Annotated in this window: 26 protein-coding genes; 11 read left to right on the top strand and 15 right to left on the bottom strand. The window is 64.8% G+C overall.

The annotated features are described in order from the left end of the window. Nucleotides 1-90 precede the first annotated feature (90 nt). The 10 genes from D9599_RS27775 to D9599_RS27730 all read right to left on the bottom strand — a co-directional run bounded on the left by D9599_RS27775 (nt 91) and on the right by D9599_RS27730 (nt 8,655). The gene (locus tag D9599_RS27775) at nt 91-780 is read right to left on the bottom strand and encodes a tetratricopeptide repeat protein (RefSeq protein WP_198384540.1); all 690 of its coding nucleotides are present in this window, start codon (nt 778-780) and stop codon (nt 91-93) included. Next, nucleotides 781-1,728, bottom strand: a complete 948-nt coding sequence (locus D9599_RS27770; protein WP_198384539.1) for a type II secretion system F family protein — start codon at nt 1,726-1,728, stop codon at nt 781-783. It lies immediately after the preceding gene. Next, a complete protein-coding gene (locus D9599_RS27765) occupies nt 1,725-2,672 on the bottom strand; it encodes a type II secretion system F family protein (RefSeq protein ID WP_198384538.1) in 948 nt (315 codons plus the stop codon). The genes D9599_RS27770 and D9599_RS27765 overlap by 4 nt, the downstream gene beginning before the upstream one ends. Next, on the bottom strand, nt 2,669-4,033 hold the full coding sequence (locus tag D9599_RS27760; RefSeq protein ID WP_198384537.1) for a CpaF family protein: 1,365 nt from the start codon (nt 4,031-4,033) through the stop codon (nt 2,669-2,671). Before D9599_RS27760 ends, D9599_RS27765 begins: the two co-directional genes overlap by 4 nt. Further along, nucleotides 4,030-4,980, bottom strand: a complete 951-nt coding sequence (locus tag D9599_RS27755) for a hypothetical protein (RefSeq protein ID WP_198384536.1) — start codon at nt 4,978-4,980, stop codon at nt 4,030-4,032. The genes D9599_RS27760 and D9599_RS27755 overlap by 4 nt, the downstream gene beginning before the upstream one ends. 259 nt (nt 4,981-5,239) lie before the next feature. After that, nucleotides 5,240-5,512 (bottom strand): hypothetical protein, encoded by a 273-nt coding sequence (locus D9599_RS27750; protein WP_198384535.1) that lies wholly within the window; start codon nt 5,510-5,512, stop codon nt 5,240-5,242. 4 nt (nt 5,513-5,516) lie between these two features. Beyond that, entirely contained in the window at nt 5,517-7,019 is a 1,503-nt protein-coding gene (locus D9599_RS27745) for a type II and III secretion system protein family protein (RefSeq protein ID WP_198384534.1), read from the bottom strand. Then, a complete protein-coding gene (gene cpaB, locus D9599_RS27740) occupies nt 7,016-7,858 on the bottom strand; it encodes a Flp pilus assembly protein CpaB (protein WP_198384533.1) in 843 nt (280 codons plus the stop codon). The genes D9599_RS27745 and cpaB overlap by 4 nt, the downstream gene beginning before the upstream one ends. Before the next feature lie 10 nt (nt 7,859-7,868). Next, nucleotides 7,869-8,366 (bottom strand): prepilin peptidase, encoded by a 498-nt coding sequence (locus D9599_RS27735; RefSeq protein ID WP_198384532.1) that lies wholly within the window; start codon nt 8,364-8,366, stop codon nt 7,869-7,871. A 103-nt stretch (nt 8,367-8,469) separates the two neighbouring features. Beyond that, nucleotides 8,470-8,655 carry a Flp family type IVb pilin gene (locus D9599_RS27730; RefSeq protein ID WP_198384531.1) on the bottom strand — a complete coding sequence of 62 codons (186 nt, stop codon included), beginning with the start codon at nt 8,653-8,655 and terminating at the stop codon, nt 8,470-8,472. Between the two features lie 258 nt (nt 8,656-8,913). Here D9599_RS27730 and D9599_RS27725 point away from each other — a divergent pair, with 258 nt between their 5' ends. The 8 genes from D9599_RS27725 to D9599_RS32170 all read left to right on the top strand — a co-directional run bounded on the left by D9599_RS27725 (nt 8,914) and on the right by D9599_RS32170 (nt 15,174). After that, nucleotides 8,914-10,320 carry a pilus assembly protein TadG-related protein gene (locus D9599_RS27725; RefSeq protein WP_198384530.1) on the top strand — a complete coding sequence of 469 codons (1,407 nt, stop codon included), beginning with the start codon at nt 8,914-8,916 and terminating at the stop codon, nt 10,318-10,320. Further along, on the top strand, nt 10,317-10,763 hold the full coding sequence (locus D9599_RS27720; protein WP_198384529.1) for a TadE/TadG family type IV pilus assembly protein: 447 nt from the start codon (nt 10,317-10,319) through the stop codon (nt 10,761-10,763). The genes D9599_RS27725 and D9599_RS27720 overlap by 4 nt, the downstream gene beginning before the upstream one ends. Continuing rightward, nucleotides 10,741-11,160 carry a TadE/TadG family type IV pilus assembly protein gene (locus D9599_RS27715; RefSeq protein ID WP_198384528.1) on the top strand — a complete coding sequence of 140 codons (420 nt, stop codon included), beginning with the start codon at nt 10,741-10,743 and terminating at the stop codon, nt 11,158-11,160. Before D9599_RS27720 ends, D9599_RS27715 begins: the two co-directional genes overlap by 23 nt. Nucleotides 11,161-11,216: 56 nt before the next feature. Continuing rightward, complete coding sequence (locus tag D9599_RS27710; RefSeq protein WP_198384527.1) at nt 11,217-11,438, top strand: hypothetical protein; 222 nt, start codon at nt 11,217-11,219, stop codon at nt 11,436-11,438. Nucleotides 11,439-12,464: 1,026 nt separating this feature from the next. Next, nucleotides 12,465-12,917 (top strand): helix-turn-helix domain-containing protein, encoded by a 453-nt coding sequence (locus tag D9599_RS27705; protein ID WP_198384526.1) that lies wholly within the window; start codon nt 12,465-12,467, stop codon nt 12,915-12,917. 82 nt (nt 12,918-12,999) lie between these two features. Continuing rightward, nucleotides 13,000-13,323, top strand: a complete 324-nt coding sequence (locus D9599_RS27700) for an EAL domain-containing protein (protein ID WP_198384542.1) — start codon at nt 13,000-13,002, stop codon at nt 13,321-13,323. 439 nt (nt 13,324-13,762) lie between these two features. Beyond that, complete coding sequence (locus tag D9599_RS27695) at nt 13,763-14,383, top strand: DUF3489 domain-containing protein (RefSeq protein WP_198384525.1); 621 nt, start codon at nt 13,763-13,765, stop codon at nt 14,381-14,383. After that, on the top strand, nt 14,383-15,174 hold the full coding sequence (locus D9599_RS32170; protein WP_198384524.1) for a recombinase family protein: 792 nt from the start codon (nt 14,383-14,385) through the stop codon (nt 15,172-15,174). Before D9599_RS27695 ends, D9599_RS32170 begins: the two co-directional genes overlap by 1 nt. On the opposite strand, the gene D9599_RS27685 is transcribed toward D9599_RS32170, so the two are convergent. Then, on the bottom strand, nt 15,163-15,972 hold the full coding sequence (locus D9599_RS27685) for a hypothetical protein (protein WP_198384523.1): 810 nt from the start codon (nt 15,970-15,972) through the stop codon (nt 15,163-15,165). The two genes, D9599_RS32170 and D9599_RS27685, sit on opposite strands and share 12 nt — an antisense overlap. A gap of 401 nt (nt 15,973-16,373) precedes the next feature. After that, entirely contained in the window at nt 16,374-17,366 is a 993-nt protein-coding gene (locus D9599_RS27680; RefSeq protein WP_198384522.1) for a tripartite tricarboxylate transporter substrate binding protein, read from the bottom strand. 252 nt (nt 17,367-17,618) lie between these two features. On the opposite strand from D9599_RS27680, the gene D9599_RS27675 reads away from it, so the two are divergent. Next, the gene (locus D9599_RS27675; protein ID WP_198384521.1) at nt 17,619-18,761 is read left to right on the top strand and encodes an LLM class flavin-dependent oxidoreductase; all 1,143 of its coding nucleotides are present in this window, start codon (nt 17,619-17,621) and stop codon (nt 18,759-18,761) included. An 8-nt stretch (nt 18,762-18,769) separates the two neighbouring features. Here D9599_RS27675 and D9599_RS27670 read toward each other — a convergent pair whose 3' ends face one another. Continuing rightward, nucleotides 18,770-19,663 carry a LysR family transcriptional regulator gene (locus tag D9599_RS27670; RefSeq protein WP_198384520.1) on the bottom strand — a complete coding sequence of 298 codons (894 nt, stop codon included), beginning with the start codon at nt 19,661-19,663 and terminating at the stop codon, nt 18,770-18,772. Nucleotides 19,664-19,785: 122 nt separating this feature from the next. Here D9599_RS27670 and D9599_RS27665 point away from each other — a divergent pair, with 122 nt between their 5' ends. Beyond that, complete coding sequence (locus D9599_RS27665) at nt 19,786-20,580, top strand: NAD(P)-dependent oxidoreductase (RefSeq protein WP_198384519.1); 795 nt, start codon at nt 19,786-19,788, stop codon at nt 20,578-20,580. Between the two features lie 837 nt (nt 20,581-21,417). Here the strand turns inward: D9599_RS27665 and D9599_RS27660 are convergent. Both D9599_RS27660 and D9599_RS27655 read right to left on the bottom strand, forming a co-directional pair. Further along, nucleotides 21,418-22,314 (bottom strand): DMT family transporter, encoded by an 897-nt coding sequence (locus D9599_RS27660; protein ID WP_309228733.1) that lies wholly within the window; start codon nt 22,312-22,314, stop codon nt 21,418-21,420. 113 nt (nt 22,315-22,427) lie between these two features. Further along, on the bottom strand, nt 22,428-22,784 hold the full coding sequence (locus D9599_RS27655) for a hypothetical protein (RefSeq protein ID WP_198384518.1): 357 nt from the start codon (nt 22,782-22,784) through the stop codon (nt 22,428-22,430). A gap of 281 nt (nt 22,785-23,065) precedes the next feature. Between D9599_RS27655 and D9599_RS31670 the strand changes: the two genes are divergently transcribed. Further along, on the top strand, nt 23,066-23,289 hold a 224-nt coding region (locus D9599_RS31670), incomplete at its 3' end, for a hypothetical protein (protein WP_232481009.1).

Here is a 23,289-nt window from a genome sequence, read left to right as displayed (position 1 = left end):
GAACCCGGCGCAAACATTCTCTGGGGCTCCGTTGCAGAAGGGGGTGCTTCGGACCATGGCTGCCACCAGTTTCCGGTACCACGCGCTTGTTCATCTTAAAGCTGCAGCGAGGGCACGAAGATCGGGATCCCCGCCCGCATCCCCTGATACCAGACGGGCAATTTCGTGATTCTGCCGGATACGCTCTGCCTCGCCAGGCCGGTCGAGCGCTGCAAACAGAGCGGCCGCGGACGCCGCCTTCCCCTGGAGCAGCATAGAAAGCGCACGGTTGTTTGCGGCCGCTATATTGCCTGGCTCGATTGCCTGCACGGCTTCATAGCTTTGCTGCGCCTCCTCATGTCGAGCGAGCAGGTCGAGCGCAATGCCCTGGCCATTCAGCGCCGCGATGTTACGCGGCGCACGCGTTAGCACCTGGCGATATGCTGCCAAAGCCTCCTCGGCTTGGCCCATCCTCAGGCGCAGACGAGCCGTTTCCGTCAGCAGCAGATCACTGCCCGGGTTGCGGCGCAGCGCTTCCTCCAGAAGGCCTGCAGCTTGTACTGGTTGGCCATTCGCCTGCAGAGCCCGCACATAGCGAAGCTGTACCTCCGGGTCGTTGAGAGCCTGCGCAGCGGCGGCGGCGTAGAGGGACAGGGCCACATCTCCTTGGCCGGACTTCTCCGCCACGGCCGCGACTCGTAGCCGGGCAGCTGCCTCATCACGGACGCTCGTGGCGCAGCCGGCAAGCAAGGAGCTGAGAAGTAGGAGACCGGTGAAGGGCAGGCAGCGATAGAGGCGCATTTAACGTCCTGACATTTGCTCCATGATCCTAATGGCGGACGGACCAATGAGTACGATGAAAAGGCAGGGCAGGATAAAAAGGACCAGAGGAAGCACCAGCAGCGCGGGCAGACGCGCGGCGCGTTCCTCCATCCGCGTCATCCGCTCCTGCCGCATCTCCGCAGCTAGCACGCGTAGGGCCTGAGAGAGAGGGGTGCCGTAGCGGATCGTCTGAGATAAGGTGGCAGACAGCCGTTGGATGCTCTCCACTCCCGTACGCTCGCCGAGGCGCGTCAACGCGTCGCGGCGGTCCGGCAGCATGCGCAACTCCTGGCTCAGTAATGCCAGCTCGACCGCGATAGCTGGGTTGGAAAACTCCATTTCGCGCGCCACGCGGTCCACCGCGCTGTCCAGTCCGAGCCCCGACTCGGCGCAGACGACCAAGAGGTCCAGCGCGTCCGGTAGGCCGCGCTCAAGAGCGGTGACGTAAGGATTGCGCAGCGCCCGCACCGCCCAGCCTGGAGCTAGGATGCCGAGCACCACCCCAGCGGCTGGAAAGAGCAGCATGGTCTGCCCGCCCCCTGTCAGCTTCGCCGCGAACCACCCAAGCACCGGCAGAAGCAGCACTGCCACCAGCTTGATGCCGAGAAAGGTGGAGACGGCGCGGTGCGCGTTGAAGCCGGCCGCAGCCACGGCCCGTTCGAGCCCCCGCAGATCCTTTTCCGAGAAAAGGGCCGTCTGCCGCAGCACCTCGCCTAACCGCTGCAGTGCCCGCAGTAGCGGCTGGAAGGCATAGATTGTGGATCGATGCTCAGTGATCGAAGGGCGGGTCACCTGGCGGATGCGGGCGCTGATGTCGCGCTGCCGTGCCTCTCGGTGCAGCAGCACTGACGCTGCCAGCACGAGGAGCAGCGCGCCAACGCCGGCGATGCCTGCCAGGGCCAAGGGAGAGAAACCGCCAATTGTCATTCGCTAGTGTTCTTACGGATCAGCCACCGAATGGCCAGGATGCCCATCCCGAGAAAGGTTAGCGCTGTCATCAGCATGCTATGCCCCTTGGACGTGTTCATGAAGATGTCCAGGTAGCCGGGCTGAAGAAAGGAGAGACCCAGCGCCGCGATGAAGGGCAGCACGCCCAGGATGATGGCTGACATGCGGGCCTCGGCAGCCAAGGCGCGAGCGCGGCTGCGCATGGCCACGCGTTTGCGGACCATGTCGGCGAGCGTGTCGAGCGAGCCAGTCAGGCTACCGCCGGTCTGCGCCTGCAGGCCGATCATGACGGAGAAGAAGGCGTATTCGGCCAGGCGGGTCCGCTCGTACAGCGCCCAAAGGGCGGTGTCCGCGGACCGACCGATGGCGATTTCGCCAACGATGCGGCCGAAAGCCTCCCGCGTCGGCGATGGCATCTCCCGAGCGACGCTACGCAGCGCCTCTGTCATCGGCAATCCGGCTCGTACACCACGCGAAATAACGCCGAGCGCATCCGGCAGTTGCTGAAAGAGCGCGCCCGTGTAGCGGCGGCTCTGCCAAATGAATAAATTCCGGATGGTCAGAAAAGCCGATGCAAGCCCACCGGCAGCGCCGATCATCGGTCCGAAATAGCTACTCGCGCGCGAATAGCCGAGCAGGCCGACTAAGATGCCAGCCAACAGGACCAGCGGCCAGGGGATGCTGTGCGCCGCTGGGTTGTCGGGATTGTAGGCCACCAGCCGTAGGACGCGCTGCAGGAAGGGGCTCTGAGACCGCTGCACCGTACGGATATTTGGATGAGCCACGGAAGGCGCCGTGGTCACGGGCAGAGCCCCCGCGCTGCGGACCCGCGCGCGCAACTTGGCCTGCGCGCCGCCGCGCATAATCAACGCTGCCGCTGTGCAGAGCATGCTGGCCACTGCGAGTAGCAGCACGGACATCATGCCGGCAATTCCTGCACCGCGTCCATCCAGGCCCGCTCAAGGCCAAAATAACGCAGCTTTTCGGAGAAGCCAGGGCGCGTGCGGCTGCTGACATAGCGACCGAGAAGGCCGCCATTTGCATCCTCGCCCTCGAACTCATAGGTGAAGACGTCATTCATCGTAATGACGTCGCCCTCTAGCCCGCATACATCGGCAATCTGCGCTACACGGCGAACGCCGTCACGCATCCGCTCCACCTGCACGATCAGGTCAACGGCACTGGCGATCTGTGTGCGAATGGCGCGCTGTGGCAGCGACATGCTCCCCATCTGCACCATATTCTCGATGCGGGTGACGGCATCGCGGGCGGTATTGGCATGGATAGTGCAGATTGAGCCGTCATGGCCTGTGTTCATCGCCTGCAACATGTCGAAGGCCTCCGCACCGCGGACCTCACCGACAATTATACGGTCCGGGCGCATACGCAGCGCGTTCTTCATCAGGTCGCGCTGGTTAATCTCGCCCTTGCCCTCCAGGTTTGGCGGGCGTGTTTCCAGACGCACTACATGGGGCTGCTGCAACTGCAGCTCGGCGGCGTCCTCGATGGTGACAATACGCTCTTCGTGATCGATCAGCCTGCTCAGCGCATTCATCATCGTGGTCTTGCCGGAACCCGTACCTCCGGAAACGACTATGTTGAGGCGACATCGAGCCGCGATCTCCAGCACACGCGCCACGGACGGGATCATGCTGCCATTCGCGACCATAGCAGCGAAGTCGATCTTCTTCTTCGAAAATTTACGAATGGACAGACAGGGTCCGTCCAGTGCCAAGGGCGGGAAGACGACGTTGACGCGACTGCCATCGGCAAGACGGCAGTCCAAAAGCGGACTGGACTCGTCGACGCGACGACCCACTGCGGCGGCCATCTTCTGGGCGATGTTCGCCACCTGGGCCGCATCCCGGAAACGCACGTCGGAGAGACGCATCTTGCCCCGCACCTCAATGAATACCCGGTCGGGGCCGTTCACCATGATGTCGCTGATGCTATCATCTTGTAGCAGTGGCTCGAGCGGCCCGTATCCCACCATATCATGCGTCAGCTCCTCAGCGAGCCGGGCCTGCTCGCGCGCCGACAGCTCCAGCCGGTCGCGCCCCGCCAATTCATGCACCAGTGCTTCAAGTTGGCTGCGCAATACCGAGGCGGGTAGTTCTGCTGCAACCACCGGATCCACCCGATCCAGTACCTGTGTCCGCAGGCGCGAGAGGGGCGCCGCCCGCGTGGCTGGCCGCTCCGGTAACGCATCCACAGCATCGGCCGGTACCGATTCGGCCGATGCCGATGGAGACGCGAATTCGGCACGACGACCAAAGGGCTTCATCGACGCCTCCAAAGTTGTGCGAACCGGAGCAACCCGCCGGGCACCGCCTCCGTCTCATTGCCTGAGATCTCCCGGGCTAGCGGTGCTAGGGCGCGGCGGAAGGCCGCACTGTCACGCAAGGCTGGGCGGCCGAGATTCATAGCCTTTGGTAGATGCCCCGGTAGGTCAGGGATGGTGATGTCGGGCGGCCCACCCAGCCCCTCGGCTACCAGCGTGGTGCCGAGGGCACCGCGCATGCCCGCGCGATTGAGCACGACTATCGGTGCCGCTCCACCGGCGAGCGCCGTTACCATGCGCCGGCCAGCTCCCGCATCACGGATGCTTGCGACTTCCGGACCCATCACCAGAATGCGGTGTCGTGCCACGGAAAGGACGCGCCGTTCCATCACGCCGGGAGGAATGGGGAGATCGACAACGACAGCGTTGAAGCGGGCGCGCAGCAGCTCCAGGACCCGGTCGATACCTTCCTCCTTCGCTGCGGGAGCCGCTTCTAGCGGCTCCTCCGCGGCAATGAGCCGCAGGCGGTCGGAGATAGGGATGGCCACACGGTCCAAGAAGAGGGCATCTACGCGCTCCGGCTCCTCCAGTGCGACACGCAGTCCGGCGCCGGGCCGCACGCCGAAGGCCAATGCTGTGCTGCCGCCACGCAGGTGCAGATCCAGCAGTGCGACATGGCCACGCGTTACCTCCGAGAGGTGCAGTGCAAGGTTCGCGGCGATGGTGGTCGCGCCCACGCCGCCCCGCACGCCGCCGACCGCAATGACGTTCCCGCCGCGCGAGGCCAAACCGCTGCCTTCCCCTGTGGTTAGCAGCTTTGCGATTGGCGGCCCAAAGAGGCGGCCAACATTGTCACGAGTAAGCGGCTTGTAGATGTACTCCTCAACGCCGAGTTCGCGCGTGATCCCTCGATAAAAGCTCAGATCGGCCCGGTCACCCACCACCAGCACTTGCACATCCGGAGAGCAAACCGATGCTAGCTGGTCCAGCGCAGCTGCCGGATCCTCGATGTTCGATACGTCTACAATCAGGAGGCGCGGGGTTGGCTCTCGCTCTAGCGCGCGCTGCGCCGTCCGGACGTTGCCACGCCGTACTGGCACGGCATCTGCCCATTCTGCTAGGCCACCGCGTAGGGCCGCCTCGCTCTCCTCATCCGCTAGGAAGGCTAGAACGGCCGGGCGTTCATTCGTCTCCGCGCCTTTAGAAGTGTCAACGGGGGGCATTCGCTCCCCCCTGGAGACCACGCGGGTCCTGAAGCGGGCGCAGCTTGTCGTCGCGTAGGCGCTGCACGGCCGCGGCCGCGGTGTCGCCGCGGCCGTCCGCCGCGCCGACCCCGCGCTCCGCATGTGCCGGGTCGGCCAGCATGGCGCGCAGGTTCCGATCGTTCAGGCCGGTGGCGCGCCAAGTGCCGGGGCGGTCGATCGGGTCGGGGCTGCAGCCTGGCAGGAGCAGGGCGAAGGCCAGGAGGATGCGGGTTATCACGGCGCTACTCCAGCATGAAGCCAGCGTCCACGGCACGGCTCAACGCTGGCAGCGGGGGAGCGCCGCGGGCGATCTGGCGCTGCCGTAGCACGCGGTCCAGGTCGGTCGCGGGACGGAAGCCGTCGACCGGGGTGCCCAGTGCCGAAGGATCGGAGACCGGCCGCACGATGTAGGGGGTGACGATGATGACCAACTCGCTCTCGTTGCGGCGGAAGCTGTTGGAGCGGAAGAGCGGCCCGAGTACCGGCAGATCCCCAAGCCCGGCGACACCCTGCCCGACCTGCGTCGTGCTGCGCTGGAGCAGACCGGCGATGGCGAAGCTCTGGCCGCTGCCGAGTTCCACCGTCGTCTCTGCCCGTCGCACAGTGAGCGCCGGAATTTGCACGGTGCCACCGCTCAGCGGCACGCTGATTGCGCCGGCCTGGGAGAGTTCGCTCACCTCGGGGCGGACACGCAGGCTCATCCGGTCTGCCGTGAGCACCGTGGGAACGAAGGAGAGGCTGACGCCGAAGGGCTTGAACTCGATGGTGATCTGGCCGGTGAGGTTTGCCGCGACGGGCAGCGGGAACTCTCCACCCGCGAGGAAGCTCGCCGTCTCCCCGGACTGGGCGGTGAGGTTCGGCTCGGCCAGGATGGTGATGAGTTGGTCGGCGGCCAGCGCGTCGATGATCGCATTGATGTCGAGGCGGTTGGTCTGCACCCCGGCCCCGAGCCGCGAGGGCGCCACTCCACTTGCCAGCGAGCCGGCGGCCGAGGTGATGGCGTTCGCTACGGTACCGGCCGCAGCGCCGCTGCGCAGGCCGAGTGCGAAACTGCCAACGCTGCCGATGGCCTGCCAGTTAAGCCCTAGGTCGCGCGTGATCTGGCGTGAGATCTCGGCAATGCGGACACGCACATTCACCTGCGTGCTGGAAAGCACGCGCATCTCGTTCACCACCGACCGGCCCTCGCCGCCGAAGGCACCAGCCAGGGCCGTGGCGCGCTGGGCCTCGGCTGGAGTGGAGACGCTGCCCTCCAGCACGATGGCGGAGGGGGTGGTGCGGACACGCAGCCCGCGCGCACCCGGCAGTGCGTCCCGCAGGGCAGCCTCAAGCGCCGCGGTGTTCACCGCCACGGTCGGCGCCGCGCCGGGCGCACCGCCCAGCACCGTTGGCATGCCGGTGCCTGCAGCCGGGCCCACCGTGCCGCGCACGGCGATATCGTACTGGGCAACGACCGAGCCGTCCGCAGCCGTCGCGATCACCGTGGTGCGGCCTTCCGCCACACCCATGACGAAGAGTCCAGTGGGGGAGGTGGGTTGGACACGGGCAATCCGAGGGTCTGCCGCGATGACTGTGGCGGCGGGGCGCGGCAGGCTCAGCAACTGACCGGTGCCCGCCTGCAGTTGCGCAGCAGCGCTTAAGGGCAGGGGCGCAACTGCGGCGGCCAAGGGAGGCGTCTGTGCGTGTGCGCCGGTGGTGCCGGCCAGGGCCGCGCAGAGCAGGATAGGCAGTGTCGGCAGCTTCATCGAAAGGTCACGTCCTGCGTCTCGGTTCCCTGGACCACCTTCATGCGAAGGCTGGTCTCCGGGCCGGGCTGCGCAAGCGCACTGGAGACATCGGCGCCAAAGACGGCGGAGCGGCCGGCCGGCTCGGTCGCCTCCCCATCTTGCATGGCGCGGACGGTCACGGAAAGACGCCCAAGGCGGCCCGCTACCGCGACTCGCTCCGCCTCCTTCCCCGTGACCTCCAGGGTAAGGGTGCGGGCGACCTCATGAGAGGGAGCCTCGCCGCCGGCGCCCTGCGTCAGACGCTGGTCAACGGCAATGACGCGGATGTCGGTCAACACCGTCTCCGCCACAACGCGCCGGTCCGGAGCAGCTTGGGCGGGGGTGAATTCCTGGGTGAGAATCAGGTCCACTTGGTCGCCCGGCCAGATGAGCCCGGCCGTGCCCGTAATGGCATCGACACCAACGGAAATGGCGCGCGTGCCCGGCCGTAGTACGGCGGAGAGGAAGCCACGGTCCCGCGGGCGCAGCACGTCAGCGGAGGCCAGGAAGGTGCCGGCATCGTGGTAGACGCGCAGCATCGCGCCGCGCAGCTCGGTTCGCTGCTCGGGGGTGTCGGGCAGGGCGTTACCGGGCGTCTCCTGCGGGGAGACCTCCCGCACTGCCACGTCCTCCTCCTTCAGGAGGGAACCGGCAGGCAGCGCGCGGGCGGCAACCAGCAGGCGGATGCGAGCCGGCGGCGTTGGGGCGGCCTCCGCCGCAGCGACGGGCCTCGGCGCGGGCGGCTGCACGGCCTGCCAAGCAATAAGCCCCAGGCCGGCCGCGCTAAGCAGCAGGACCAGGACCAAAATCAGGCGCATGGCCGTGTCCCTATGCTAGAGCCCGTTGCAGCAGGATGGTTACGCAGCCCGCCGCGATGGCGACGCCATAGGGCAGGGGGCCGCGGCGGCGAATACGCCACACCTCGACACGGGCGAGGCGCCCCAGGATGTTGGAGGCAGCAGGGTGCGCCGAAGGTGCCGGCAGCAGCCGCGACAACAGCAGGTAGAGAAGCGCGAGCACTCCGCCCGCCATAGCCGTGGCGACGACAAAATGCCAGATCTCGAGAGCAGACATACCAAGGGCTAGGGCCGCCATAAGCTTCACGTCGCCGCCGCCCAGAGCGCCGCGAGCGAAAAGGAAGAGCAGCACACCGAAGAGCGCCATGGCAGCGATCACAGAGAAGGCGATGCCGTAGGGATAGAGAACCAAGTTATAGGTGAAACCTAGAACGGCCAGCGCCAGGCTTGCCGTGTCCGGAATTGTGCGGGTGGTAATATCGCGCCAGGCGATGACCGCCAGCAGGGGGAGCCAAGCGGAGAGGACCATGCTGATTCGTTCCGCGGTATTCAGGGCCGTGTTGAACAGGGGCAGCGACGCAAGCCGCCCCTGTTCGTAGCGGATTGAATGGCCCGGCGAGCCTGTCCCCTCTTTACTTGGGGAGCCCGCCGTTTACCTTGGTCATTACGCTTCCAAAAAAAGTTGTGAAGTCAAGCTGGGTGAGAGCTGCGGCCACGGCCACCACTACCACGGAGGCGATGATGCCGTACTCGAGGGCGGTCACACCCTTCCGGTCGGACTGCAGCTTGGTGAGAAGAACAAGCGCCTTACCCATCATGGGTTCACTCCGTTCGGTGTCCGGAGCCACATGACGTCGCCCGACCATCGGGCGATCTCGATCATGTTACTGCACGCTCCGGTTGCACATAGTGTTAATCGATCGGAAAGCGCAACCACAAGCTGATTTTTTGTTGCTGCCCCGCTTTTTTTCCAACTCGGATCAATCCTAAGGTGCAAGAAGTCCGGGCTCGACTACCCTTACGTCGCGCCACATGCCCCAGAGTCTCAACCCTCCAGGAGACAGGATGACCCACCCGTGTCTTTCTTCCTGACCGCAAGGCTGTGGCATGCCTTGGGCTGCCTCCGAGGTAACCAGCGAGGCGCGACGGCATTGCTTTTCGCCGCAAGCACCACGGCCTTGCTCGGTGCTGTGGCGCTCGCTGCCGATGGAGGCCTGCTCTACCTAACGCAGCGCCGCGCGCAGAGCGCCGCGGACACCGCAGCCATTGCGGCTGCCTCGGCCGCGGAGAGCCGCTCTCAGGCCGCTGCCCTGGCTGCCGGGATGGAGGTCGCAACGCTCAACGGCTTTGGAGCTGCGGCGGACACGAGGCTGGCGGTTCGCACACCGCCAGCTAGTGGCACCCACTTGGTACCCGGCAAGGCCTTTGAGGTGGAGATTACCCGGCGTCAACCGTTGAGCCTGGCGGGCGCGCTGTTTCAGCAACCTGAAGCTGAGATTCGCGTCCGAGCCGTGGCCATGCTCATGGGCACGACGAAGGTATGCCTGCTGGCACTGAACGGCACGGCCACCTTCTCGAATTACGGGCAGGTCGAGACAAGAGGCTGCAGCATCGGCGCCAATGGCACGGGCAGCGGCTCGGTGAACATCGGTTCGACCGGTAGCTCCTTCTCCGCACAGGGCGTGGTAACGGCGGGTACCTGCGCCGGCTGCACTAACCGGAACGTCACGCTCACGGAGGGCTATCAGAACAATGCCCCTCGGATCGGCAATCCCTACCAGGCAGTGGATGCGCTGCAGGCGCCTAATCCGCCTTGCAGCACCAGCAACGTCAAGTTGTTTAACTCGAAGGTCGAAATCCCAGCCTTCGAGCAGACTGGGACCGCATTTTGCAACGGTGCCTATGCCATCGGGAAGGACAGTTCGGTAGAGTTAGACCCCGGCACCTACATCTTCCGCGACGCTTCGCTCACCATCAGCAGTCTATCGGCGCTGCGCTGCACCGGCTGCACCTTCATTTTGGTGGGCACCGGAGCGGGGACCGCCGCCTCCTTTTCAGCGCAGAACCTCAGCACCTTTCTCTGCGACGACTGCACGATTGCCCTGTTAGGCAGCCGGCCGGGGCAGGCAAGTTTCACCAGCCTGTCGACGGCCCGCATCACCGCGCCGGCAACGAACCGCTACAGTACGGCGCTGAACGGCATGATCATCGTGCGCTCAGATGCCGGTGCCTCGGGCAGTAGCAGCAGCCCGACCCTATCGATGACAAGTCTCAGTTCCATCCAACTGGGCGGAGGCATCTATGTGCCGAACGGCTACGTGAAGATCGCTAGCATGTCGGCGCCTACCCCGAGCACCTGCCTTCCCTTGGTCGCCGGCACGCTGGAGGTAGGGCAACTCAGTAATTTCCCGTTCGATGTGAGTGGGTGCGCCGGTCGGAACACTGCCGTTCCGGAGATTAAAGTGCCGCGGCTGGTTGAATGAGAAGGATCGTCAACTGCCTCTTGCGCAGCCGCAGCGGGGTCTCCGCGCTGGAATTCGGGCTGATAGCGCCGGTCCTCGCCCTCCTGGTGGCAGGGGGGATCGACGTGGGCAATGCCATGCAGCAGACGCTGCGGCTGGAGGCAGCGGCGCGTGCGGGCGCACAATACGCCTTCAGTCGCCCCGATGACAGCGACGGCATTTCGGCCGCTGTCCGCACGAACCTGCAGGGTTGGGGTGACATCAATATTCCGTCTCCGGCCAAGGTCTGTCGCTGCCCCAACGGAGACGTGGTTTCCTGCCAGGGTGGTTCATGCGGGAGTGACGCGTCGGCAACCTATATTTCGGTGCGGGTGACGCGCCCTTTTTCGGCCAGTACACCGCTTTCTGCTGCAATCATCCCTGCCATCACACTGAGCGGCCATGTCGAACTCCGTCTTCGCTAGGGTCGGCCAGCGCGGTGCGGTGACGCTGGAATTTGGCTTGGTCGTCGTGCCCTTCCTGACGTTGCTCCTCGCAGGCATCGAGATGGGGCGCTATCTCTACACCTTGGACGCATTGAACCATCACGCCGACACTACGCTGCGTGCGACAGTGGTCTATGTCAGCAATGACCCATCCAGTCGGTGCTTGGCCGATCTTTCCAACGCGATCATCCGCCCGCCGCTCCCCGTGGGGTTGTCAACTGGGCAACTGACGCTGGCGCAGCCCTCCTGCATTCTCAACAGCTCGAGCAAGGTCATCACGGTTACCGTTTCCGCGAGCTACCGCTTCAGCTTCGCTGCAGGCCTTCTGGGCTTGGCCGATCAACGGATCGACCGGGTTGTTCAGCAGGCCTTATAGTAGCCGGTCCCTGCTGGGCTCGGGACGTTGCACTAGCCGAGGCGAAGGCGGCCGCGGTGGCGCCGGCGCGGAGCTATGTCGAACGTGCCCTAGGGGAGCACCTCGCGGCCGTCCGGAAGGCTATGGAGGACTTGGCCAAGCCCATGGATTCCGACGACCTCAACCGGATTGGCTTCCATCTCTACGAGCAGTTCCGGCCTGAGGTAGAGCCGGAGGAAAAAGGATGGGGCGCGAAGGGGGTGCTGGATCCGGAGAGGATCCGTCGCGCCGCCGGGTAGGACGCGGAGCCACTTCAGAGCCACTCTGGTAGACAGCCGGTTGAGGGTCGCGCAAGTACTTCCCTCTTCCGCCGGGAGATTGTGGACAGCGAACCCGCAATTGAGCAATACGTACCACATTCGCAAGGAATTCCGGAATGGAACGGCGAGCCGCTTCTCGGCACCTCATGATCAAGGGAGCGCAAATTGTTTGCGGTGGCACCTCCCTGAACTGCGCCGCCTTCGACCTTTCGGTTGCTGGGACGCGCTTATGCCTGCTCGAGTACGCTGAGATCCCCGAGCGGGTACTCCTGAAGCTGCCAGGCGGGGCGGTCCGTGTGGCACGGCGCTGCTGGCAACGCGGAGTCGAAGTGGGGTTTGAGTTCATCGCACAGCGTGAGGCCCTCTCTCGCGTGCCTTGACTTGGCACGCCCGCAACCAGGGACGCAGATGCCAGCTGCCGCGCTACTTTGGGCCCGCCGGCTCGCACAACAGGCGCATCGCACCTATGGCGCAGTCCTCGGCGGCAACACGCTCCTCGTGCGAAGGCGTTGCTTGGGTGGTGAGGAGGAGCATCAGGATCTCGACGAGTAGGTCATCGGCCGCGGTGAGATGCTGCTGTCTGGCGCAGTCCGCCAAGGCTGCAATCGCGAGAACGGCAGATGGCAGACGATCGTCCCCCGGACGCGACGTAAGCGAGCCCATCTCTGCAAAGTACCCCTGTATGACACGCTCCCTTCCTGTCGGTTAACCTTCCACTCAAGGAGGACACCGTTAATCAGGTGGACAGCGGACCTTCGCCAGTCAATCCCGTTTGAGTAAGTTAACGAAGTTGGGGGGCAAATTTCGGCTCGCTCCTTACGGCATGGCCGCACATGACACCGCCCCACCCGGGGCGGCAACAATATTTGAGAGATTCACCACAAAATAATACTGACATCGCAACTACCGCGTGTGCCGGACTTTACGTTATCATAACTTTCTCGCGCGGGAGTTGAGACCCAACCCGCAGAATGGCCTGTTTGGTGGGTGAGGGGAGATGAGTCGATGAATGGTGAGCTGCTGGAGCCTCAGGAGAAGGAGCAGGCTCGCTCGAGCCCCATCGACGTGCATGTTGGCAGCCGTGTGCGCCTGCGCCGCACCCTCCTCGGCTTGAGCCAGGAGAAGCTGGGCGAGGCCATTGGGCTCACCTTCCAGCAAGTTCAGAAGTATGAGCGAGGCATTAACCGCATTGGTGCTAGCCGGCTCTTCGACCTCGCGGGCGTGCTCGACGTGCCGATCGGCTTCTTCTTCGACGACATGCCGGACACCATGAGCGGCGTCGCTGGCCCTGTGCGGTCGCGCGGGGCCGGTTTCGCCGAAAGCCAGGAGGGGCTCAAGGATGACACCCTGCACAAGCGCGAGACGCTCGAACTGGTGCGCGCTTACTATCGGATCACCGATCCTGCCATTCGCAAGCAGGTCTTTGGCCTGCTCAAAAGCCTCGGACCCGCTGATTGAACGTCGAGCAATCTTGTAAGTGCGGAGTAGATTGCACTGCTAGGCGCAGCGTCCGCCACGAACAGGAAGCGAGTAGCTTCGTATCGCACTGGATGATTTCGGCACGAAGTACTCCTCGCTCACCTACTTACGCAGCTTCCCCTTCGACAAGATCAACCAGTCCTTCGTGAGGGATATGGCGACGCGCAATGACTACCTCGCCATCGTGCGATCAGTGGTGAGCCTCGCAACGCAGCTCGGCATGACCACCACGGCAGAGAGCGTCGAGAGCAACGCCCAGTTGGAGCAGATCCGGGAAGCCGGCTGGACGGAAGCCCAGGGCTACTTCTTCGGGCGCGCTGAGCCCCTCGATCAACTGGGACACTGGTTCGAGCCGCGGCAGCCCCTGCTGGTTGCCACCGCTTAGAGTTAGCTCGGATCGGCCCGGCGGGGGTGCCCGTGTGAGCTTGCCCCAGAAAGAGCGGAGGGACCCTGATGAGGCAAGAGGAATTCTATGATGCAGCAGAGGCGGGCTGAGCAATTTTTGCTCTAGACATCTGCTGTGTCTACGGCCTTGGCGACCTCCCGCAGAGGGCTTTAGAGGAGTGCTTGTCTTTCCGCCCGGACAGAGCGAACGATGAAGGCCGCTGCGAGGGGCTGCCCTTCCGCGCCACCCTGACCGGCTCTCGGCAGGGCACTGGGTCGTAGGACCCGATGGTCGGGTTCGATCCAGGAGCCTGACAGTGACGAAGCCGCTCTCCCCCACCCAGGCGCAGATCCTCAGCGCCGCCGCCCAGCACCCGGCAGGACTATCCGAGGCGCCCCCGAACCTGCCCGCTGCCGCTCGGAACTCAGTGCTTTAGAGCATGCTGAGGGCCGGGCTGCTGGAGGTGGTCCCCGATCCAGGCGGCAGCGCTACGATAATGTGGCGGATTACCGCAGCCGGGCTGACGGCAGTCGGTGTGCCGAGCGCGGCGGAGTTGGCCGGAAATGCCGGCCAAGTGGCGCAGGAGGGCAGGGAGGCAGGCAAGACCAGCACGGCCGCGTCAGAGGCCCAGGTGTTGCGCGTTTCCCATCCACAGCCTCGCAGCACGCTGCGAGACGCCGCAACCGCCCTGCTGGCGGCCTGGGATGCGGGGGTGGAACGCTCCGCCTTGCCGGACTCTATCGAGGCGCTCAGGGCTGCTCTGAGCCGCAGCAGGGCCGGTCGGCCGGCCCGTGACCTCGTTGTCCCACGTCGCCCACGCGAGGGCACCAAGCAGCAGGCAGTCCTCACCCTTCTGCGCCGGGCAGAGGGCACTACCATCGCCCAGGTCATGGAGGCGACCAGCTGGGCGCAGCACACGGTCCGCGGCTTCCTCGCCGGGCTGAAGAAAAAGGGCCACGCCGTCGAGGTGCTGGAGCGGGTGCGCCAGGTCGGACCGGGGGCTCAGGGCGCGAAGGGCAGCTACAGCGTTTACCGCATCGCCGCCGGGGAGCAGGGCTGATGGCCACTCAGCGTCGCGCCTCGACCCAACCCCGCTACGCGGTGGCGCTGTACCGGGTCTCCACAGCCGAGCAGGGGCACTCGGGCCTTGGGCTGGAAGCGCAGCAGGCCAGCGTCTGCGCCTTCGTCGAGCGGGAGGGCTGGACGCTTGTTGCCGAGCACCAGGACATCGCCTCGGGCAAGGACGACCGCCGGCCCGGGTTCCAGGCGGCGCTGACCCGCTGCCGGCAGCTCGGGGCGGTGCTGGTGGCGGCGCGCCTCGATCGGATCACCCGGCGCGCTCACACGCTCTCGGGGCTGCTAAGGGAGGGCATCTCCATCCGCGCGGCCGACATGCCGGGTGCGGACGACCTGATGATGCGGGTCTATGCGGCCATGGCACAGAAGGAGAGGGAGCTGATCTCGGAGCGTACGAGGGCGGCGCTGGCGGCCGCACGAGCAAGGGGAGCGGTGCTGGGCGGGGATCGGGGGTACCGGCCCGCGGTAGGCCCGGATGTAGCGGCTGCTACGCAGGCACGACGTGGTGCGGCAGAGCGATCGGCACACCGCCTCGCACTGCAAGTCGAGCGCCTGCAGGCCAGGGGTGTTGAAGGTCAAGCAGCCCTGGCACGTGCACTGAACGAGCGCGGCGTGCTACCTCCTGCGGGACGCGGTGCGTGGACGCACACGACGGTGGCACGCGTGCTCGGGCGTGCGGCCACCTCCGGCGCTCGCCAGGGCGCGCCTACGTGGCAGCAGGGCGGGGCGACGAGGAGCCAAGGGGGTCGTCCGCCGCGGGCGTCATCGCCCTAACCACCTCCTGAGGCGACCGAGAACACCTCGTTTGCGCTGACGCGCAGGGTCTGCGCCTTCCGCCGAGCCGGTGCGCGCTGGGTCCGGATGCCACGACATGTGCCCGTCCCAGTGCTCGACCATGGACGCGGCGCGCCTTCGCACGTCATCGTTTGCATCCAGCAAGAAGAACGCACGAGGCGAGAACGGGCGAGCGCGGACGGCGTCCACCCGGTCGAATCCTTCCCCGCGCAGCCGCTCCACCCAGTAGTCTACTTCGGAGAGATGGCCACCCTTTCGCCGCGTCTGGTGGTGGTAGACGATGAGCGTGCGACCCGGAGCGGAGAGGGCCTTCAGCTGTGCCAGGCTGACGCACTTGCCCCCGCTCACCGCGCCGAGGCTATAGCCGGCCGGCTCCAGGCCGTTGTCCGGATCGACGAAGACTAGGTCGCAACCAGAAAGTCTGGAATGCACGCGTGCGAACCACGCCGCACGCTCCGCCCGCAGACGCGCAGGGGATGAACCGGTGGGAATGACCTCGTCGCAAAATACCGCGCCGGGAAGCAGTCGATTGTCCTGGAGGGCTGAGATCTTCCTTTCGCCGGCCTGAACGATACGACCGAGGCTGTCGAACAACTCAGGATCGAGGTGCCGCCACCTAGACGGCAAGCTTAGATAGCCGACGTGCCGACCATCTTTGGTGTGGCATTCGTCCGGGTAATGCCACCAGGCGACCCCGAGCTGCCGGCCCGGGCTGACCGCGCGTAGCAAGGCCAGCTTTGCGTAGTCTCCGATGTCACCGACATACCGGTCTTGCATGAATTGTCTCTAACAGAGATGGGGCACGGGGTCGCCACGCTGCGTAGGCGACGGGCTGCGCTCACCGATCGGCTATCGAATGGGCCGATGCGCAGAGACGTGGGAACTCGTCTCGCAGCGGGTCCGGGCGGCGCTTGCGACGGCACGGGCGAGAGGCGCCATGCTGGGCGACGATGGCCGCTGGAGCCCCCCTGTGTTGCCGCAGCCGCGGAGACGCGCCAGGAGGAGGCAACCCGCACCGCACTCCGGCTTACCTTTCAAGTGGAGGCACTCCAGGGAGAGGAGATCACGACCAACGCGGGACCGGCGCTGGCACTGATGGAGAAGGGTGTGCCGGCACCGCGGAGTGAGACTGTGTGGCTCCACACGACGACGATGCGGGCTATGGGGCGGTGTGAGCTCTAGTCCAGGCTGATGTTGGCCTGGCGGACAACATCAGCCCAGCGGTCTGCATCGGAGACTATGAAGTTCTGAAAGGCTTGCTGGGTCATGGGTGGATGGGCATCAACACCCAACGATTGGAACTGAGACCGAATCTCGGGAACCTGGACGATTGCATTCACTTCGGCCGCCAGCCGCTCAACGTAGGCTGGCGGTGTCTTCGCCGGCGCTGTGATGCCAAACCAGTTGGCCACATTCACAGCCGGGAACCCCTCCTCACGCATGCCGGGCACATCGGGCAGCAATGGATGGCGCTCCTGCAGAGTCACGGCAAAAACCTTCACCTTGCCCTCGCGTCGGAAGGTGTTTGCACGTGCGGCGGGCAGCACCATGAGATCGACCTGTCCCGCCATCAGGGCAACCACTCCCGGCGCCTCGCCGGGAAAGGGCACGTGCACCATCTGCGCACCGGACGGCGCGCTGATCATCTCCATGCCAATCTGCGAGGTGCTGCCTATACCCCAGGAGGCATAGGTGAACTTCCCAGGGCTCGCCTTTGCCAGCTCCATAACTTCCCGTACCGAACTCGCTGGGAAATTCGTGCGCGCGACAAGCGCGAAGGGGTTAAGCACGAAGGGAGCAATGGCCACGAAGTCACGCGTCGGGCTGTAGGGAAGCGAGCGGTAGATGGCCGGGTTGATGGAATGGGTCTCGGCGGAGGCCATAAAGAGCGTCTGCCCATCCGGCGTAGCCTTCGCGGCCACTTCCGCGCCGATACGCCCATTTGCGCCGCCGCGGTTATCGACGAAAACTTGTATCGAAAGCCGCTCACCTAAATGCTGCGCGATGATCCGCCCCGCTGCATCAGCGATCCCCCCCGCCGGCCAGGGAACGATGAGTCGGATGGGCCGGGATGGATAGGCTTGTGCGGAAGCCATAGCCGGCGCCAGCAGCCCTGCCACGGCTGCGCTGGCCAGGGAGCGACGGGATACGGGCGGGAGAATCCGTTGCAACTGCGCTTCCTCCTGTTTCGTATTTCTGAGCCATAACGGATCGCGCGACGGCCTACATACCTTATCTCGGGAAGGGAGCGGAAATTATGTTCGTGGGGAGAAACTGATCTTTACAGAAACTGCAATAATGTGTGGCCTGTCGACGGTCGCTTCATTCTTCCCCTACTCGTAAAGGCGTTTTTCGCCAGCCCCTCTTTTTCCGTGCCATCAAACCACGCTGGATGCTGCTCGTCTCACCACAGGGAGGAAAGTATGGAGATCAGCCGTCAGCGGAACCCTCTCTTCGGCCCGAACCGCTTCAAGCTGGGCATCTTCAGCGCCAACTGCGACGGCGGCCTGACCATGAGCCTCGCGCCGGAGCGCTGGAAGGCGGATTGGGACGACATCGTCGCGATGACGCGCATCGCCGACCAAGCGGGGCTCGAATTCATTCTGCCCGTGGCCAAATGGCGCGCCTACCAGGGCAAGGCCAAAATTTACGGTCGGTCCTTCGAAACATTAACCCATGGTGCGGCTCTCGGTGCGCTCACGCAGCGCATTGCCATCTTCTGCACGGTGCACGTCCCGCTCGTCACTCCGGCCTTCGCAGCCAAGGCAATGGCAACGATCGACCACATCACCCACGGCCGAGCCGGCCTGAATATTGTCTGCGGATGGAACCAGGAGGAGTTCGATCTGCACGGCGTCACCATTGACCAGGACGCGCGCTATGATCATGGCCTGGAGTGGTTCCAGATCTGGTCGAAGCTGCTGTCGGGCGGGCCAGAATTTGATTGGGACGGGCGCTTCTTCAAGCTCCGGCGCCTTGAGACTGATCCTTTGTCGGTGCAGCGGCCATGGCCGGCCGTCATGTCGGCGGGCTTCTCGCCAAAAGGGCGAGAATTTGCCGCACAGGCCGCCGATGTTCTCTTCACAAACCTGACACAGGTTGATCAGATTCCCGGCATTATCACGGATGTCGACAGCTACATGGCCAGCTGGAATCGTAGCATCTCCGTGTTCGGCATGTCGCATGTCGTATGCCGCCCAACGCGGCGCGAAGCCGAAGAGTTCTTCCACTACTTCGCCGAGGAAATGGCCGATACGGAGGGGCAGGACTACTACCGCCGCATGCGGGGAACCAGTGCTGGGAGCGGCGCCACCACAGTTGTCCGCCCGTTCGACTCACGCTTCAACGTCACGACGGGGAAGCGCTTTGCCGGCGCCTATCCCGGTGCCCTCCCGCTCGTTGGAACGCCCGACGACATTGTGGCCGAGATGGCGGCGATGAGCGGCCGGGGCCTAGCAGGCACCTCGATCGCCTTCCTCGATTATCTCAAAGAGATTCCTTTCTTCGTGCAGGAGGTGCTGCCACGTCTGGAGCGAGAGGGGCTGCGGCAGAAGCAGGCGGCCTGAGGTGGCCCCTAGCCACTCTGCTCGCCGAACTCCGTGCCCAGGAAGTCGACAAAGACGCGCAGCTTGGCCGGCATGAACTTGCGGCTGGGAAACACGACGTACAGGTCCGGGTCGACCGAACGAGCATGGTCTAGAAGCGGGATGAGGCGCCCGTCTCGGATGTCCTCCTCGATCAGGAAGCGCGGACTGCGGACAATTCCCAATCCGGCCAGCGCCGCCAGGCGTAGCGTCTGCGCGTCGGTCGAGCGGAGCTGGCCGAACGGCACGGCAGCCACCCGACCATCCTCTGTGTCGAACTGCCATTCCACCGCCTCGGCGGATTGTGCGTAGACGAGACAGTCGTGCCTTTCCACTTCGGGAATGCTGCTCGGCCTTCCTCGGCGGGCGATGTAGTCCGGTGAGGCACATACCACTCGATCGATGCGGCGCAACCGCCGTGCCACCAGCGTCTGCCCAATCGGCTCCAGGAACTGCACGGAGGCGTCATACCCTTCGTCGACCAGATCGGGCTGCCGCTCGGTCAGGTTCACCTGCAACGTCAGGCTTGGGTACCGCCGTAGGAAGGCCGGCAGCCGTGGCGCGATGCACACCATCCAGAACAGGGAGGTGGAGCTCACGCGCAGCGTCCCCTCCGGCGTGACGGCGCCATGGCTCGCCGACATCTCGGCGAGTTCCAGCTCCGTCAGCGCGCGGAGGCAATGCTCCAGGCAGACATGCCCGGCTTCCGTCAGGCGAAGGCGACGCGTGGTCCGTTCGAACAGGCGAACCGCAAATCGCTTCTCCAACATGGCCACGTGGCGAGTGGCCGCCGCGTTGGAAATGGATAGCCGAGTGGCCGCGCGCGAGAAGCTGCCCGTCTCGGCCACTTTGGCGAAGACCTGCACGCTCTTCAGCAGGTCCACTCTTTTCCCCCCGGTGCAATGGTCAATTTCGGCCCTGTGGCTGATAGGACCTCGTCCGCTTCGATAACATCTGAGGCTGGATGTTCAAAGGCCGCTACCCGGCCAACAGGGAGCCAGCGCGCATGATCCTCTACTCAGGCCTGGGCCGCATGGGCCTGCCGATGGCGTGCCATGCCCGCGATGCGGGCCACGCGGTAATTGGTTTCGATCCCTCGGCGGAGCGGCGGTCGCTCTTCGTGGCAAAGGGCGGCCAAGTCGTCACCGACCCTTCGGGGGCATACCCCCAGGCCGAAGCAGTCGTCATCATGGTCGGCTCCGAGCGCCAGGCTGAGGAGATCATAACCGGCGAGGGCGGCATCGTCGCTTGCTGCCGGCCGGGTACGCTGGTGCTGGTCATCAGCACCGTGGCGCCGGAGTTCGTCGCCCGGATGGGCGCTGTGGCCCTGGCCGCTGGCATCCGGGTTGTGGACGCTCCCGTGTGCCGTGCGGAGATGGGTGCGATCGCCGGTACGCTTCTCGCCTTCCTTTCGGGCCCGGACGCCGATTGCCACGATGCGGCCGCGCTGATGAAGCCCTACGTGGCCGATGTGGAGATTGTCGGCACTCGGCTTGGAGCGGCGCAGATCGCCAAGACAGTCAACAACATGATCCTCTGGGCCTGTGCCATGGCGAATGAGGAGGGGCTACGCCTCGCGGCAGCTTGGGATCTGGACCTCGCCTCCCTGCGTCGGGCCCTGGTGACCAGCAGCGCTAACAACTGGGCACTACAACATTGGGACCGGGCGGGAGAGATGCCGTGGTCCATCAAGGACATGGAGATAGCACTCAAATCTGCTATGGGCGCCGGCGTGTCAGTACCGCTCAGCGAGGCTGTGAACGAACTGGTGCGACGTAGCCAGGTCCTCAGGCACGCTTAGATGTGTTGCCTTGAGAGAGGCGTAGGTAGGGCTTCGATGCAACGCGTCTAGTCGAGATTGTTCCTCACGAGACCCGATCGATCACCAAGCAATTCTTCGCCCGTTTCTCAGTCCATGCTCAGGATGCGGCAATAGGGCATGTTGAAAGAGGCTGTTGCGTCGAGTGGATGTACCGCGTTGGCAGCTGCCAGTCGAAGGGGTGTTCACCACCCAGCAACGGCCGTTGGTCCGTGTTGAACATGGGCATCAACCAATTGCTGCTGCGATGCGAAGCTGCCAAGCACGGACGGTGCTCGGCAGTTTGCCCAGAAGGAGAGTGCATGCTCCTATCAGGGTCGAGGATGCCGCCGCTCCGGAGGCACACGTGAGAGGCTACGCATGCTCGTCATCTGGTCTGGCTGGGGTATTCTCGTGATCCCCCTCGTTGTGGGGACCGCTGTTGCAGTCGGCGCCGTCTTTCAGTGGATCCTGACAACCCTCGGCCGTCCTGACCTTGCGTTCGTCGCGTTCAGCCTGGGACTATTCGCGGCGGCGGCTGTTAACTGGCTGTTGGGCGACGTCTAAATAGCCAGCCAGGACGGGAGCTTGTGGATCCGGCCACGGGAGAGCGGGTTCAGCTCCAGCGTCGACACAAGCTTTTCTGGATCAGGATGGAGTACTGGTCCGTGCCAGTTGCCCTGGCCGCGTTCATCCCGCTGCTCGCCTTGCGCCACCTGGGTGGGGGCTGAAGCGCTATTCTTGGCCGTCCTGTAGCCAGGGCCTGACCCGGGTCGGACGTAGGCAGCGCTGCCGTGCTGGTTCCTACAACTGGACGCAGATCCCTGAGCTGACGTGATCTCAGCTGTTCCTCCCACGCAGCTGCTGCTCGCGGAGAAAGATGAAGAGGCCGGCGCCGATGATGATGGCCGCTCCCGCCATGGTCAGTGGTCCGATCACCTCGCCAAAGAAGAGGTAGCCGAAGAGCATGCCCCAGAGGATCAGCGTGTACTGGTAGGGCACAACGACGGAAGCTGGCGCGATCCGCAGCGACTGGTTCACGCAAAGATTGCCGCTGAGCGAGCCGATGCCGAGAAGGAGCATCAGCACGAGGTCCATGACCCCGGGTGGCGTCCAGCCTTGGATGAGGACGAGCGCCGTGCCGAAGAGGAGCGCCGCCAGGAGCTGCGCCGTCATCAGCACGGTCCCAGGCACACCGGCTAGCTTGCGAGTGGCGATCAGGAAGCAAGCATAGCTGAAGCTACCCGCCAGGGCGGAGACCGCACCGAAGGAGAGGGAGCCGGGTGAGGGATGTAGAGCGAGGACGACGCCACAGAAGCCTACTGCCACGGCTGTCCAGCGGCGCCAGCCGACGCGCTCGCCCAGCAGGAAAGGGGAGAGGGCCGTCACGTAGATCGGACCGGCCATATAGTAGGTCATGACCTCTGCCAGGGGGAGCTCCGTCAGGGCCCAGAAGAAGAGCGAAGACTCCAGGGTGGAGAACACCACGCGCAGCAGCTGCAGCCCCGGCCGCGGCGCCTGCAGGAAGGCATAAGGACCGACCCTGCTGATCGAAGGGGCCATGGCGCACAGTCCGGCGATGCTGCGCACCAGCAATAGCTGCCCCACCGTGTAGGAGCCAACCAGCCACTTTCCGAGCGTGTCGTTGACGGCAAAGAGCAGCACGCCAAGCAGCATCATCATGACGCCGCCCGTGGCGCCCGTAGGCACGGCGCCCAGGCGCGGGAATGCAGACACGGCTATCTTCCACCCATTGCGGCCCTTCTTGCCCACCAACGGGGAGGCCGGCGGGGAGCACTAGCGAGCTGGCGTGGTGCTGCAAAGCCCGTGACGGTGTCTAAAGAGCGGCATCACACCGTCTTCCAGGACGTGGCGCCTTCATCGTCGTTGGCGAAGAGCCGGGCGTAGCGGTCCTCCCGCTCGTCCTGCTGTGGCTTGGGCGCGGTGCCCTTCACCATCCTGTCCAACAGCTGCCCGACCAGCCCGAGCGCATCAACTTGGTCGTCGTGCCGGCCCGCCGGGAAGGTCAGCAGCTCCGCCCCGAAGCTCTGTCGCCAGGGTGCGGCCCGCGGCAGGTGCAGCCTGTCCAGCGCCATGCGGCCGCGGATCGACTGCGCCCGTACTGCCTTGTCGCCGCAGGTGGGGAAGGGATGCCGGGCCACATCGGCCTGCCGCTCGCGCATGCGGCGCTCGAGGAAGGGACCCACCTCAGCTCAGATCTGCCCCGTCTCCTTTGCCAACCCATCGGGGCGCCAGCGCAGGACAAGGCTGGAGAGAGCCCCAATCTGGGACCCTCGTTGATCACCCAGGCTCAGTGTTGTGCGGAGGACTTTGAGGAATCGGAAGGTCCGTCTCGCAGATACAGGGCGAGTGATGTGATCGTCTCCTTCACGCGCAGCTTCTCGCTCTCGATCCAACTGACCCGCTCAGGATCCGGTAAGGAGGTGGCAAGCGCGTCGCGTAATCTCTCGTCCAGATGAGCTTGACGTTGATCGAGAGCAGCGAGCCAGTCGCAGGCCTTTGCTGGTGTGAGTTGTTGAGCCACGCCTTCTCTCCCGCTGTGGTTGTGCGATCATTTGATAAGTTCGTGGCCGCCGCCAGTCTGTCGTTGCGCAACGGTCTACAAGAAGGCGTGATTCGAGACGTGGTCGATCTACTGGGCGATGCATCCATCACACCGTTTTCCAAGACGTGGCGCCCTCTTCGTCATCA

The organism is Roseomonas sp. KE2513 (assembly GCF_016107305.1).
Taxonomy (GTDB): Bacteria; Pseudomonadota; Alphaproteobacteria; order Acetobacterales; family Acetobacteraceae; genus Roseomonas.
Note: the sequence above shows the minus strand (reverse complement) of the source record. Positions and strands in the feature narration are given on the sequence as shown.

Excerpts from the sequence above, each read along its gene's own strand:
- D9599_RS27685 (WP_198384523.1), bottom strand. The coding sequence starts at position 15,972 with ATGCAAGACCGGTATGTCGGTGACATCGGAGACTACGCAAAGCTGGCC.
- D9599_RS27665 (WP_198384519.1), top strand. The coding sequence starts at position 19,786 with ATGATCCTCTACTCAGGCCTGGGCCGCATGGGCCTGCCGATGGCGTGC.
- D9599_RS27745 (WP_198384534.1), bottom strand. The coding sequence starts at position 7,019 with ATGAAGCTGCCGACACTGCCTATCCTGCTCTGCGCGGCCCTGGCCGGC.
- D9599_RS27675 (WP_198384521.1), top strand. The coding sequence starts at position 17,619 with ATGGAGATCAGCCGTCAGCGGAACCCTCTCTTCGGCCCGAACCGCTTC.
- D9599_RS27735 (WP_198384532.1), bottom strand. The coding sequence starts at position 8,366 with ATGGTCCTCTCCGCTTGGCTCCCCCTGCTGGCGGTCATCGCCTGGCGC.
- D9599_RS27720 (WP_198384529.1), top strand. The coding sequence starts at position 10,317 with ATGAGAAGGATCGTCAACTGCCTCTTGCGCAGCCGCAGCGGGGTCTCC.
- D9599_RS27760 (WP_198384537.1), bottom strand. The coding sequence starts at position 4,033 with ATGAAGCCCTTTGGTCGTCGTGCCGAATTCGCGTCTCCATCGGCATCG.
- cpaB (WP_198384533.1), bottom strand. The coding sequence starts at position 7,858 with ATGCGCCTGATTTTGGTCCTGGTCCTGCTGCTTAGCGCGGCCGGCCTG.
- D9599_RS27775 (WP_198384540.1), bottom strand. The coding sequence starts at position 780 with ATGCGCCTCTATCGCTGCCTGCCCTTCACCGGTCTCCTACTTCTCAGC.
- D9599_RS32170 (WP_198384524.1), top strand. The coding sequence starts at position 14,383 with ATGGCCACTCAGCGTCGCGCCTCGACCCAACCCCGCTACGCGGTGGCG.
- D9599_RS27770 (WP_198384539.1), bottom strand. The coding sequence starts at position 1,728 with ATGACAATTGGCGGTTTCTCTCCCTTGGCCCTGGCAGGCATCGCCGGC.
- D9599_RS27765 (WP_198384538.1), bottom strand. The coding sequence starts at position 2,672 with ATGATGTCCGTGCTGCTACTCGCAGTGGCCAGCATGCTCTGCACAGCG.
- D9599_RS27730 (WP_198384531.1), bottom strand. The coding sequence starts at position 8,655 with ATGATGGGTAAGGCGCTTGTTCTTCTCACCAAGCTGCAGTCCGACCGG.
- D9599_RS27705 (WP_198384526.1), top strand. The coding sequence starts at position 12,465 with ATGAATGGTGAGCTGCTGGAGCCTCAGGAGAAGGAGCAGGCTCGCTCG.
- D9599_RS27715 (WP_198384528.1), top strand. The coding sequence starts at position 10,741 with ATGTCGAACTCCGTCTTCGCTAGGGTCGGCCAGCGCGGTGCGGTGACG.
- D9599_RS27695 (WP_198384525.1), top strand. The coding sequence starts at position 13,763 with ATGCTGAGGGCCGGGCTGCTGGAGGTGGTCCCCGATCCAGGCGGCAGC.